At 43.7% G+C, this 13,216-nt stretch carries 13 protein-coding genes; 3 read left to right on the top strand and 10 right to left on the bottom strand.

The features are described from left to right. Window positions 1-552: 552 nt before the first annotated feature. From RWX26_RS08785 to RWX26_RS08755, 7 genes are all read right to left on the bottom strand, one after another. Window positions 553-1,935, bottom strand: a complete 1,383-nt coding sequence (locus tag RWX26_RS08785; protein WP_314580964.1) for a CapA family protein — start codon at window positions 1,933-1,935, stop codon at window positions 553-555. A gap of 215 nt (window positions 1,936-2,150) precedes the next feature. Further along, complete coding sequence (locus RWX26_RS08780; protein ID WP_314580961.1) at window positions 2,151-3,422, bottom strand: TRZ/ATZ family protein; 1,272 nt, start codon at window positions 3,420-3,422, stop codon at window positions 2,151-2,153. A 137-nt stretch (window positions 3,423-3,559) separates the two neighbouring features. Next, on the bottom strand, window positions 3,560-4,252 hold the full coding sequence (locus RWX26_RS08775; RefSeq protein WP_002898357.1) for a methionine ABC transporter permease: 693 nt from the start codon (window positions 4,250-4,252) through the stop codon (window positions 3,560-3,562). Beyond that, window positions 4,252-5,319: a methionine ABC transporter ATP-binding protein gene (locus tag RWX26_RS08770; protein WP_314580958.1), complete on the bottom strand. Its 1,068-nt coding sequence runs from the start codon at window positions 5,317-5,319 to the stop codon at window positions 4,252-4,254. Before RWX26_RS08770 ends, RWX26_RS08775 begins: the two co-directional genes overlap by 1 nt. A gap of 249 nt (window positions 5,320-5,568) precedes the next feature. Beyond that, on the bottom strand, window positions 5,569-6,441 hold the full coding sequence (locus tag RWX26_RS08765) for a MetQ/NlpA family ABC transporter substrate-binding protein (RefSeq protein ID WP_002907288.1): 873 nt from the start codon (window positions 6,439-6,441) through the stop codon (window positions 5,569-5,571). Window positions 6,442-6,599: 158 nt separating this feature from the next. Beyond that, window positions 6,600-7,535: a peptide-methionine (R)-S-oxide reductase MsrB gene (gene msrB / locus RWX26_RS08760; RefSeq protein ID WP_314580955.1), complete on the bottom strand. Its 936-nt coding sequence runs from the start codon at window positions 7,533-7,535 to the stop codon at window positions 6,600-6,602. 163 nt (window positions 7,536-7,698) lie between these two features. Then, window positions 7,699-8,637 (bottom strand): dihydroorotate oxidase, encoded by a 939-nt coding sequence (locus RWX26_RS08755; protein WP_314580951.1) that lies wholly within the window; start codon window positions 8,635-8,637, stop codon window positions 7,699-7,701. Window positions 8,638-8,989: 352 nt separating this feature from the next. Between RWX26_RS08755 and gdhA the strand changes: the two genes are divergently transcribed. Genes gdhA through RWX26_RS08740 form a run of 3 tightly spaced genes read left to right on the top strand, consistent with a single transcriptional unit; the run spans window position 8,990 to window position 11,038 of the window. Continuing rightward, window positions 8,990-10,336 (top strand): NADP-specific glutamate dehydrogenase, encoded by a 1,347-nt coding sequence (gene gdhA, locus RWX26_RS08750; RefSeq protein WP_314580949.1) that lies wholly within the window; start codon window positions 8,990-8,992, stop codon window positions 10,334-10,336. A gap of 30 nt (window positions 10,337-10,366) precedes the next feature. Further along, window positions 10,367-10,852, top strand: a complete 486-nt coding sequence (locus RWX26_RS08745) for a GNAT family N-acetyltransferase (protein ID WP_314580946.1) — start codon at window positions 10,367-10,369, stop codon at window positions 10,850-10,852. Beyond that, entirely contained in the window at window positions 10,853-11,038 is a 186-nt protein-coding gene (locus RWX26_RS08740) for an NADP oxidoreductase (RefSeq protein ID WP_314580943.1), read from the top strand. Window positions 11,039-11,068: 30 nt separating this feature from the next. Here RWX26_RS08740 and RWX26_RS08735 read toward each other — a convergent pair whose 3' ends face one another. The 3 genes from RWX26_RS08735 to RWX26_RS08725 all read right to left on the bottom strand — a co-directional run bounded on the left by RWX26_RS08735 (window position 11,069) and on the right by RWX26_RS08725 (window position 13,208). Continuing rightward, entirely contained in the window at window positions 11,069-11,437 is a 369-nt protein-coding gene (locus tag RWX26_RS08735; protein ID WP_314580941.1) for an EXLDI protein, read from the bottom strand. 64 nt (window positions 11,438-11,501) lie between these two features. Further along, the gene (locus tag RWX26_RS08730; protein ID WP_314580939.1) at window positions 11,502-12,404 is read right to left on the bottom strand and encodes a DUF2268 domain-containing protein; all 903 of its coding nucleotides are present in this window, start codon (window positions 12,402-12,404) and stop codon (window positions 11,502-11,504) included. A 174-nt stretch (window positions 12,405-12,578) separates the two neighbouring features. Continuing rightward, window positions 12,579-13,208: a DUF4352 domain-containing protein gene (locus tag RWX26_RS08725; protein WP_314580935.1), complete on the bottom strand. Its 630-nt coding sequence runs from the start codon at window positions 13,206-13,208 to the stop codon at window positions 12,579-12,581. Window positions 13,209-13,216: the final 8 nt, after the last annotated feature.

Here is a 13,216-nt window from a genome sequence, read left to right as displayed (position 1 = left end):
CAAGCCAGTATCGGAAGAAATGAAGCGCTAAAATAGACAATAAAAACGAATACCTGCTAAGCTAAGTGAACTTTGAGGTATTCGTTTTTTGTAATGCTAATATTATAAGAAGGATAGAAATAATAGTATGTTTTTACATATAGGTCAGCTAAGACCTAAGTGTTTCGACTGTTCTCCTTATGAATTCATCATTTCTATACTAGCAAGTTCAGCAGGAGATTAAAGAGCCCCAGCCAAAGGATAGCTAGCAACAAATTGCGGCCCTGCTTTTCTTTGAAGAAATTTCTCCGCAGAAAGAGGCAGAAAACCAGCAAGACCAAGGAGCACACCAGCAACAAAAACAAGATAAACATAGGTATAAGATACAAAAGCAGCCTCAAACCAAAATACATTTCATTTTCTTTCCAATAAAATAATAGACGAGCTCGAAAGCGGTCAGTTTCATTCATTAACAGTTCTATAATCCTTTTTAATTATAACAAAGTCCTCAATTTTAAAACAGCAAAAACCAGATTGGCAAATCCAATCTGGCTAAAATCATATTCAAGCAATTTATTGCTCCGGCCAATTCAGTCCAACATGAGAATTCATTTCCTGATAGGCGGTATCAATCCGTGCTCTGGTTTCTTGATCCAGTTTGTCTCGATACTTGCCACCTTCGACAAAGTCGTCCAAAATCCAGGTCTGATAAGTGTATAAAGGTAGACCGTCTGCCGAAGTAGTGCCCTTTTCAACTCGGCTGACCCAGCTCGGATGAGCCTGGGCACTTTTTATCTGTGTGCCCTTTGGTGTCTTTTCAATGGTAACATCCATTAGCACTCCGCGCTCGGTCCAATGAGCATTTTCAATTCCCTCCATAGTTTCGATGCGCTGATTGGAAATGAAATTTCCCATAGAATACATGATCAGCTTCTTCTGACCATCTTTCTCTAAAATCTCCGCCGGCTCAACCACATGCGGATGCCCTCCAAAGACGATATCTGCTCCCCAATCAACCATTTTATGGTAAAGGGTCATCTGCTCTTCTGTCGGCTCCAGCTGGTACTCTACCCCCATCTGAGGCATAACAACCGTGATATCTGCTTCCTTTTCCGCCCGCTCAATCTCGGCCCGCATCTTTTCTTCATCCAGATCGGACAGGCGATTATCATAGTCTTCCTGACTGAGCAGCCCTTCCATACCATTGTAACCATAGGAGTAAGCCAGCAGTGCAATCTTAATGCCTTTAACTTCCTTTATCAAGAGTGGTGCCTGACTGCGGCTTTCATGTGGATAAACACCGATAGGAGTGATTCCCTCTTTTTCAAAAGCCTGAGCTGTAGTGAAAACTCCCTCCAAGCCAGAGTCTAAAATGTGATTATGAGCTAGGTCCATCACCTGATAGCCAGCATCCTTGATTGCTGGAACTACAGCTTCCGGAGCATTAAAGAGCGGATAGCCATTCAAGGGATAGTCCGGCCGAATCGTGCCCTCAAAGTCCCCTAAGACCAAATCTCCCTGCAGAAGCCATTCCTTAGCATATTGGAAATTCTCAGAAAAATCATAAGTGCCATCTTCTTTCTGAGCGCTCAGATAAAGGCCATCGTGATAAAGCAAATCCCCAGTTGCCATGATGCGAACCGTCTGATTCTGAGAGGAATCTGACTGCTGCTCTTTCTTACTAGGAGACAGAAAGGTAAAATCCTGCAAATGTTCTGACAAGAGGATTAAGCTGGCTGACAGCCCTACTACGGTCAAAAGCACTCCGACAAACTGGCGATTGCTAAGCTGTTTTTGAAAGATTTTGGGACGAGGAAATGGAAGTTCCATAAACCAGTCCCGCCAAGCATGGTAAGCATCTGCCAGCAGATTATGTTCCGCAGTAAAATCAGATATCTTCTTCCAAAGTTCCTGAAAAAAAGTCTGAATCTTCTCCCAAAGAATTTTTTTATCCATCACATCTCTCCGCCTTTTCTTGCTTGATAACAGCACATCAATCTTTACTATATTGTACTATTTTTACCGTCAAAAGGAAAGAAAAGCAAAAAGCAGGAGAGGGAGAAGCATGCTACAATCTTCAAATTGCGGCATGCTTCCACCATTCTCCTGCTTCATTATCTATTTTTTCAATTCTAATAGCTGATTGCCGAGCTGAAACTCAGCTTTCATTCTTACACAAAACTCCCTACATCAACGGTCAGCACCTGGCCGTCTCGGACGACCTGCTGCCCAGCAATGTAGACATCCTGAACATCGCTGCCTTTGACCGCATATACTAGGTGCGACAGCATATTTTCCAAAGGATAGAGATGAAGTCGTCCCTTAGGTTGAATGACAATGAAATCGGCTTGCTTGTCCGATTCAAGACTGCCGATTTTGTCCTCCAAGCCCAACGTCTTGGCTCCTTCAATAGTCAAAGCTTTCAAGGCCTGATCAATCGTAAACTGGGTCGCATCTCCTGCCCGCATCTTCTGAAGGAGAGCCGCTGTCCGACCTTCTTCAAACATATCCAGATTATTATTGGAAGCAACAGAGTCTGTAGCTAGTCCAACGGTCACCCCAGCAGCTAATAAGTCTGTCACTGGAGCTACACCGGAAGCCAGCTTGAGGTTGCTGATAGGATTGTGGGCGATGCTGACTGGTGAAGCCGCTAAGTCCGCAATCTCTGAAGGATTCAGCTCAACCCCGTGAGCAAAAATGGCTGACTGCTCCAAGTAGCCTAGGCCTTTCAAGAAAGCCAGAGGCCTTTTACCATAACGCTCAAGAATGATTTTATTTTCTTCCTGGGTCTCTGCCACATGGATATGAAGCTTCAAATCCAGTTCACGCGCTAGCTCAAGACTTCCCTTGAGCAAAGCTTCGTCACAGGCATAAGGCGAATGAGGCGCCACCATGATCTGAAAATCTTCATCATTATAGGAGAGAATTTTCTCAATAATGGCACGAGTACGAGCCAGAGTCTCTTCTGCTGTTTCCGACTCTGAGCTAAAGAGGGTTGGTGAGAAATAGCAGCGCATACCAGACTGCCGCACAGTTTGGTAAATCCGGTCAATCTCTACTCCCTGAGGATTATACATGTCGTTAAAAGTTGTTGTTCCTGACAGCAGCATTTCAGCCAAAGCTAGCTGGACAGCCTCGGTCGTTAGATCCGCTGTGAACTGACTTTCTGCTGGCCAGATATAGTCCTCCAGCCATTCATGCAGATTACTGTCATCACGAATCCCGCGCAGCAAGGTCATGGCCGAGTGAGTATGGCAGTTGACCAGCCCTGGCATGATCCAAGCCCCTTCATAATCCACTGTTTCACTGCATTTCCCTAGCCAGTTTTCATCATAGGGACCGCAGTAGGCAATGCGGTCATCTTCCACGACCAACAGCCCTTCCCGGTAAACATGAAATGCGCTGTCACAGGTCACTAGATTGACATTTGTATAAGCTTTCATCCGCCATATCCTCACTTTCCCAATACTTGGCTTCAAGAGATTTTAGCTATTATAACAAGCCTAATCTAATTGTGCAAGTCTTTTAATACAATTATGGCATAAAAAAGAGCCCCAGCTGAGGCCCTAGTTGTCAATCATTATCTATGACTAATCTTCCGTGTCAGGAAATCCCCAACAAACTGAATAAAGAAGATGAGCAGCAAAATAAGAATGGTCGCAAGAATAGTCACATCATGGTTGAAACGCTGATAACCATAAGTCAGGGCAACATTTCCCAGTCCGCCAGCACCAATCGCTCCCGCCATAGCAGTCTCACCAACCAGAGAGATCAGCGTAACAGTCGTCACCCGAATCAAGTCCGGCAGACCTTCCCGCAGGTAAACACCGACAATGTCCCAGAAAGTAGCACCACTAGCCTGCGCCGCTTCAATGACTCCTCGGTCTAGTTCGGATAAGACCACCTGAACCTGACGGGCAAAGAAAGGAAAAACAGCCAGTGAAAGAGGCACCAAGGCCGCAGTCGGTCCAATCCCAGTTCCCACAATAATCCGAGTAAAAGGATTGATGAGGGCTAGGAGAATGATGAACGGAATAGCCCGGAAGATAGAGGTAACCTTGTCCAATACGAAAAAGACAAGTCTATTTTCCAAAATACCTCTAGGCCCTGTCAAGACAAGCAAGAGACCTGCGATAAAGCCTAGAATCCCTCCGATAAAGAAAGGAATGATAGTCATATACAGAGTCAGGTAAATAGCTGTTCCCCAGCCAGCCTGCCCAGACCAGCCCATTCTATAAACATTGGGCATAAATTGTTGAATCAGCTGTAGCATTAGTTACTCCCTTCTTTCAAAACATGCAGCTCTACTCCTGCTTCGCGCAGACTTTCCTGCACCGCCGCCAGTTGCTTGGTCTCTCCAGATAAGATAACGACCATTTCTCCGACTGGTACATGGTCTAAAATCTCAATATTGGCGTGAAGAATATTGGCAGATATGTGATACTGCTTGTAAATATCGTTTATAATGGCTGTGTCCGTCACCACACCTGAGTATTTCAGGTGGGCCAGAATGGAATTTTCCGGCAGGTTTTGCACAATCTTTTGCTGATTGATTTTGATCATGGCCTCATTGATACCCGTTGCAGTCGTAATGAAGTCTTGGGTCAGCTCATTCTTGGGATTAGAGAAAATATCCAGAACTGAACCTTCCTCAATCAGCTGACCATTCTGCATAACGGCTACCCGGTTGGCAATGTCCTTGACAATCTGCATTTCGTGGGTAATGAGGACAATAGTCAGACCCAATTTTTGATTCAAATCCTGCAATAGAGCCAGAATCTGCTTGGTGGTCTTAGGATCCAGAGCAGATGTGGACTCGTCCGAGATTAGGATTTTGGGATCATTGGCTAAGGCCCGTGCAATGGCCACCCGCTGCTTCTGACCGCCAGACAGCTGGGCAGGATAATTGTCCGCCCGATCTGCTAAGCCTACCAAGTCCAAAAGAGTGTGAACTTTCTTCTCTTTTTCAGCAGCTGATAAAGGTGAATGCTTAAGCGCAAAAGCAACATTTTCCTTGGCTGTCATCTGAGCCATGAGGTTAAAATGCTGGAAAATCATCCCGATATCCTTACGCTTTTGGCGCAACTGAGCTGCAGTAAGCTGAACCTGATGATGATCATAGAAAACCGTATCATCCACCGTGATCTTACCAGCAGACGGCACCTGCAGCAAGTTAATGACACGGACCAGAGTAGATTTCCCGGCACCAGAATAGCCTACAATTCCATAAATATCACCCTGATTAATATGAATGGTCACATCTTCTACAGCCTTAATGTCTTGCTTTTTTTGCTTAAAAATGACATCAATGTGATCCAATTTGATAATTTCTTTGCCCATAATTTCCGATTCACTCCTTGATTTGTCCAATATGAGATTTAGCCACTATAGCCTCTTAGTTTGCTTTCCGCCTGTCGCTCGACTAGGGAAATGTAAAATCATAAGCTACAATCTATACCGACCTAGCTAAAAGCTAGATAATGATCAAACTAAATGATCATAATAGCAGATAAAGGGCTGGAGAAGCTAATCTCCGCCCTTCTTAATCATTTCATTTATTCAATACAATGACCTTCTGCTGGAAAAAAATTACCAAACCGGCTGATCCATACCATCTGATGATTCTTCAATAACTTTTTTCACTTCATCAGTATGGTAAGCCTTGATAATTTTTTCAATCGCGTCAGCCTTGTCTGATTTCTTCCAATCTGGTTTCGCTGCAATCAGGTTATACCATTGTTTTGAGTTTTCATTGGCTTCTTCTTTGAAGAGGGCCTTCTTGTAGTCAATGCCTGCTTCGCGGACGAAAGTATTATTGACAACTGCAGCATCTGCTGAAGTCAGAGAAGCTGGTGTTTGAGAAGCATCCAACTCAGAAATTGTCAGATTCTTCTTGTTTTCTTTGATATTGGCAACAGTCGCAAGCTCGTTCCCTTTAACATCAAGCTTAATCAAGCCAGCTGATTCAAGAAGATAAAGAGCACGGCTCTCATTTGTCGCATCATTTGGAACGGCAATTGTCCCATTTTCTGGGATGTCTTTCACATCTGTGTATTTATTTTTGCCGTCCTTTGTACCAGAGTAGAGACGAATAGGAGCGATATAGGTATCCGCAACAGACACAAGGTCTGCTCCCTTCTCTTTGTTCCAGTTTTCAAGGAAGTTGTAATGTTGGAAAGCGTTGATATCCACATCACCGTCAAGCAGAGCTTGGTTAGGCTGAGAGTAGTCGGTAAACTGTGTATACTCTAATTTAACGCCTGCATTTTCTTTGTCAAGAATCTCTTGAACCTTGTTCCAGCGCGCTTCTTCTGTATCACTCAGGCTCATTACCCCAACCTTGACGGTTACAGGTCCGTCTGCTGATTTGCTCTCCTTACTAGAAGAGCCTCCGCAAGCTGCCAAACCCAAGGCTGCCAGGCCGACTAAGCCGACTGAAAAGATTTTTTTCAAATTCATCATTTATTCTCCTTTAATGGATAAAATTCTAAATCTTCTATTTTATAAGATTACTTCTCATTTTACCATGTTAAAGGAGACTTGGCTTATATAAATAATTTATCGCCGTGATAAAAAAATTATATAACGATTTGAAGCATTTGAGTTGATTTTATCCCCTTTTACTGCATGAAGGTCAGCAGATAGCCATATCCTTCTGCTTCCATTTTCTCTTTTGGAATAAATCGCAGAGCTGCTGAGTTGATACAATAGCGCAAGCCGCCTGCTGCTTCTGGTCCGTCTGTGAAGACATGCCCCAGATGGGCGTTCCCTGAACGGCTGCGCACTTCGATCCGCTCCATGCCATGGCTCTTGTCTTCATAGTATCGCAGAACTTCTCTGGCAATGGGCCGGCTAAAGCTAGGCCAGCCGCAACCAGACTCAAACTTGTCTCCAGCAAAAAAGAGCGGCTCTCCAGTCGTCACATCAACATAAATTCCTTCTTCAAAAGTGGCATTGTAGGCATTATGGAAAGGACGCTCTGTTGCACTATGCTGGGTCACCTGGTACTGTTCTTCCGTCAGCTGCTCTTTTAGTTCCGCATCTGTAGGTTTCTCGTATGGGCTCGGATCGACCAAGGGCTGATAAGCATCATTGACATTGATATGACAGTAGCCACCGAGATTTTTCTTGAGATAATCCTGATGATAGTCCTCAGCTAGGACATAGTGGCGCAAAGGTTTTAGCTCAACAGCAATCTTTTGTCCCAGCTGCTTTTCCTGCTCAGCAAAGACCTGCTCAATGACCGCCTTATCGGCTTGATTGGTATAGTAAACGCCCGTCCGATACTGACGTCCTACATCATTTCCCTGCTTATTGACTGACAGAGGATCAATGACTCGGAAATAATAGAGTAGGATTTCCCGCAGGCTGACCCGCTTTTCATCATAGATTAAATGAACCGTCTCTGCATGGTCCGTCTGATGAATCAGCTGGTAGTTGGTTGATTCCACCTGTCCATTGGCGTAGCCGACTGTCGTTTCCTCCACACCCTCAATGCGAGAAAAGTACTCTTCCAATCCCCAGAAGCATCCACCTGCTAAATAAATTTCTGCCATAAAAACACCTCATTTCTTTGCGACTATTTTCTCATAAAAGGAGTCGAAATTATAGCAATTTGATTAGAACTTTCTTCAAATTGATATGAAAAAGCTGGGTCTTAATGACAATCAACCCAGCTATGTTCTTCATTTCAAATCACAACAACTCTTGTATAGAAGATTATTCCTCAATATACTTCAATTTTCCTCGAAAATCTTCTAAGCTTTCATAGCCTTTTTCTTCCATAATACTCTTCAGTTCTGCGGTGATGCGTTCGAAGGCTGCCACTCCTTCTTTATGAAGGTTTGTTCCTACCTGTACCATACTGGCTCCACAGAGGATATGCTCAAAGGCATCGCGCCCCGTCAGAACACCACCTGTTCCAATGATTTGGATTTCCGGTTTAAGGCGTTGGTAAAAAGCATGGACATTGGCCAGAGCGGTCGGCTTGATGTACTGACCTCCGATACCCCCAAAACCATTTTTCGGACGAATGACCACTGACTCATCTTCTATATAAAGACCATTTCCGATAGAGTTTACACAATTGACAAACTTGAGCGGATATTTGTTAAAAATCGCAGCGGCTTGATCAAAATGCACGATGTCAAAATAAGGAGGCAACTTGATACCCAGCGGCTTGGTAAAATAAGCAAAAACCTCTGACAAAATCTTTTCCGTCGTTTCAAAGTCGTAAGCAATCTGCGGCTTGCCAGGGACATTGGGGCAGGAGAGATTGAGCTCAGTAATGCCTTTAAAGTCACTTGCCTGCACTTTCTTAAGAATGGTGTGGGTTTCTTCTGGCGACATACCGACCAAAGAGAGGAAGAAAGTCCGATTTGCTTCGCTTTCCTGGAGTTCCAGCAGGTAGTCAAGATAGTAGTCCAAACCATTGTTGGGCAGGCCCATGGAGTTGATAGACCCTAGCGGAACATCCTGATAGCGCGGTTCTGGGTTTCCCTGACGAAATTCCAGCGTCGCTGTCTTGGTCACAAATGTTCCCGCAGCAGAATCTTTGACTTCTGCCAGTTCCTCTTTTGTCATGCAGGCAACCCCAGCTGCATTCATCAGGCAGTTATCAAAATCAAAACCAGCAATCTGTGTAGATGTCGAAACCATAGTAAAACGCTCCTTTTTCTTCTGAAGGCGAGTGCCTTTAGCTCATTTCCTCTATTATATCACCAAACTCCGCTTTTTCGTTTTTTTAACCGGCAATTCCTGACTAACGTTCGGAAAACATCCAGTTCGCTCAGCTATTTTCTGGAATATTTCAGAAAACAAATTGTGGAAATTTTTAGAAAATTCAACTTTTTTCTTTACAAGAGAAAAAAAGTCTGCTATAATGTTCCATGTAATAAAATATGACATCTAAAAGATGCCTGTTTTAAAAATTTAAACACATCCTCGTCACATAAGTTGCAAGCAGCTTTCGACAGGATGGTTTACTATTTTATTTAAAGGAGAATGACAGATGACAACTGCTAAAGAATATATCCAAAGCACTTTCGAGACCGTAAAAGCCCGCAACGGACACGAGGCAGAATTCCTCCAAGCTGTTGAAGAGTTTCTCAATACTCTGGAGCCCGTTTTCGAAAAACACCCAGAATACATTGAAGAAAACATCCTAGCGCGTATTACTGAGCCTGAGCGCGTTATCAGCTTCCGTGTTCCTTGGGTAGACCGCGAAGGCAACGTACAAGTCAACCGTGGTTACCGCGTACAATTTAACTCAGCAGTTGGTCCTTATAAAGGCGGACTTCGTTTCCACCCAACTGTAAACCAAGGTATCTTGAAATTCCTCGGATTTGAGCAAATCTTTAAAAACGTCTTGACTGGCCTGCCAATCGGCGGTGGTAAAGGTGGATCTGACTTTGATCCCAAAGGTAAGACTGATGCTGAAGTGATGCGCTTCTGCCAAAGCTTTATGACAGAATTGCAAAAGCACATCGGCCCATCTCTTGACGTTCCAGCTGGTGATATCGGTGTCGGCGGACGTGAAATCGGCTACCTCTACGGTCAATACAAACGCCTTAACCAATTCGACGCTGGTGTCTTGACTGGTAAACCCCTTGGATTTGGCGGCAGTTTGATCCGTCCAGAAGCAACTGGTTATGGATTGGTTTACTACACAGAAGAAATGCTCAAGGCTAACGGCCAAAGCTTTGCTGGCAAGAAGGTGGTTATTTCTGGTTCTGGTAACGTAGCCCAATACGCTCTTCAAAAAGCAACTGAGCTGGGAGCAACTGTTATCTCTGTTTCTGACTCAAACGGTTATGTTATCGATGAAAACGGTATTGACTTTGATCTTTTGGTTGATGTCAAAGAAAAACGCCGCGCTCGCTTGACAGAATATGCTGCTGAAAAAGCTACTGCTACTTACCATGAAGGTTCTGTCTGGACTTACGCTGAGAAATATGACATCGCTCTGCCATGTGCGACACAAAATGAAATCAATGGTGACGCAGCTAAACGTTTGGTTGCTCAAGGCGTTATCTGTGTATCTGAAGGTGCCAACATGCCTAGCGACCTGGATGCTATCGCAATTTACAAAGAGAATGGTATCTTCTACGGACCTGCTAAAGCTGCTAATGCTGGTGGTGTAGCTGTATCTGCCCTTGAAATGAGCCAAAATAGCCTTCGTCTGTCATGGACTCGCGAAGAAGTTGACGGCCGCCTCAAAGACATCATGACAAATATCTTCAATACAGCTAAAACAACTGCTGAAACTTACGGACTTGGCAAAGATTACCTGGCTGGTGCTAACATTGCTGCCTTCGAAAACGTAGCAAATGCTATGATTGCTCAAGGTATTGTTTAACTAGTCGATACATCCTATCGGAGGACTATCATGAACTTACGGCCAATGGAAGTGAGAGACAATCCAGCTGTAGCGCAGCTCATTCGAGCTAGCTTAGAGGAATTCGGGCTTGACAAACCAGGAACTGTCTACTTTGATTCTCATCTAGATCATTTGGCCGACTATTATCAACATCAAGAGAGGGCAGCTTACTTTGTTCTGGAAGATGAAGGTCATCTCGTTGGCTGCGGTGGCTTTGCACCTGTGTCTGATAAGATTGCTGAATTACAAAAACTGTATGTCACTAAAAATAGTCGTGGCAAAGGTTATTCTAGCCGGCTGATAAAGCAGATTTTCCAAGAAGCCCGTCTAACAGGTTATGAACAGCTTTATCTAGAAACCACTACTGAACTGGCTACGGCCGTGGCCATCTATCAGCACTATGGTTTTACATCACTGCAGCAACCACTTTCTAACGCTGCCGGTCACCCAGCTATGAATATCTGGATGATAAAATCCCTCTTATCAGATGAATAGATGTCAGTATACTCTGGCCGTCTCAAGGACATCATGACCAACATCCTCAACGCAGCTAAAACTACCTCTGAAACTTACGGACTTGGCAAAGACTACCTGGCTAGTGCTAATATCCCTGTCTTCGAAAACGTGGCAGATACCATGATTGCGCAAGGTATTTGTTTAAGCACTATCAAACTAGAATAAATCCGACTGCTTATCAAAGCAGCCGGATTTTTATATATCTAATTTTTCAAAAAATTTGCCTGCTACCTGCTTTTCTTTTAGCTTCTCTAACAGCTCATTCTCCAGGAAAGGACTTAGTTCGTCAAAATCTTGGCAAACCTTAAAAACAGTCTCTCTGTCCAACTGGCTATAAGCTAGTTCATAATAATCCTTCTTATGATGCCAGTTCTGGTCATAGTTGACATCTGTCCGTTGATAGTAAACAATGTTTTGCTTCGGAGTCAGGTAAATCTTCTGCGTCAGAATGCTTTTCTGATCTTTGGACAGCTTGCTACGGCTGAAAATTTTAACCCCTTGAAAAATTTTGTGCTCATGGATACCTTGATTTGTGACTTTTAATTCAATTCTTTTATAATGCATACTGATACCTCCAGAAATCACCTACATTATATCAGGTTCTGGTAGATTTTCAAGCAAAAATGTGTCATTTCCAAAAGTCTTTAGTTCCTTCTAAAATCTCTTCTGTAGGCGTCACTGTCGCTTCAATAATATTCTTACCCGTCTTTTTTAGATAGGCTTGTATCAGATGATAGCCATAAGCATAGCCCGCAGCATAAGGCATACCGACTGGTATTTGACCTTGAATCTCAGCGATTTCATCACCGTAGAGATAAGGAGCCATTTCCGCCATCCCCGTTAGCTGAAGCTGACTTGAGATGATGGGCTTAATCTCTTCTAACTGCTCGGAACTAGTTGAAGTGACCCAAAGTCCGATGAGATCTTTGCCATAGAGTTCAGCAGCAAAAGACTCTGCCAATCCTTCACTAACTACCCAGTCTGCTAGTGTTGTCTGCTGGTTCCATTTGATAAATTGGAAGCGGACATTATGGTTGCACTCGTGGGCCAGCGCCGCCTGTACACGTGGCAAAGTATAGTCATTCGGTAGCAGACTAAGCATGAGGTAGCCTGGAATTCCTCCATCTCCACTGTAACCCTTATTGAGCTGGAGCATGGGCTTTTCTGGATTGCCTAATAAAATAGTAAAATGGTAATCCTCAACCTCTAAATCATAGCCAGCTTGCTCAAAAAGACCTATACTCCTCTTGATGGTATCTTGACAATTTTGCCAGAGTTGATCAGAGCTCAGAGCATCAATAGCCGGTCTATCCTTTTCTGACAGAGTGCTGGGTAGCTGATTCATAAAGCCAAGTAGGAAAAGAGCATCAAATCCTCCGGGATACTTCGCTTTCAGAGGAATGTGTTGTGTTTGATATTTTGTTGCAAAAGGTGCTAATATTTTAGCGCGAAAGCAACCTTCTCTCTTTTCTAAAGGCAATTCGAGCAACTCCTGATAAACCTTATCAGAACGAATGATATTGATTTGCATGATAATCTCCTTTTCTAATTTTCACCAGTATACACCCTCCTCTAAGGTCAGAGTCAAGAAAAAGATTTGAAACTTTTGTCTCAAATCTTCTTTTATCTATTCAATTTGCTGCCTCCACTTTCAAATCTGGGTGCGGAAAATAGCAAAGGCGTTAAAGTGATGGGATAATATTCCCTATTGCTCCTTCTTTTTCTCTTGCTTTGTCTTGTTTTTCTCCTTTTGCCACTTAGCATTTTCGTAGGTCACGGTATAGGTATCCTCATCGCCGCCTTCCCCATCAAAGATTAGGTCAAAGCGGATGGACTTGCCTGGCACCAGATTGGTGCCGATTTGTGTATTGTCAAAGGTTGAGCCATCCAAAATATAGACATTTTCCTTCTTGTCATAGAGTCCAAAATCATAAGGACTGACCAGAATGGGCTTTTTCGAAGTATTTTCAACCGTGATAGTCGCAACGACAGCTACTCCTGTTGACTCATCGCTCATGACTCTCTTGCTATCTTCCACTGCCGAATGAACTGTCACCTTAAGTCCACTGGAAAATTCAACTGTTTTTTCAAAAGCATGGCTGTTATAGGACTCTAAAGGCGAGTTATGGTAGCCTGTGAGAGACTTGAGATGGTCATTTTCCTCCATAAGGCCAATCGTAGTAATGACGAGGAGAATGCTGAGTAAGGCCAGAAGAAAGATAATAATCCCAGACACCAGAGCTGCCCAAAAGAGCCCCTGCTTGTGGAGAGGGCGTTTTAAACGGTAAACAAGATTGTCCTCACTGACAATCTCCTGCTGAATTCGCTGATTCATATGGACCT

This window comes from uncultured Streptococcus sp. (assembly GCF_963536705.1).
Taxonomy (GTDB): domain Bacteria; phylum Bacillota; class Bacilli; order Lactobacillales; family Streptococcaceae; genus Streptococcus.
The sequence above is the reverse complement of the archived record's forward strand: the minus strand, read 5'-3'. Positions and strand labels throughout refer to the sequence as shown.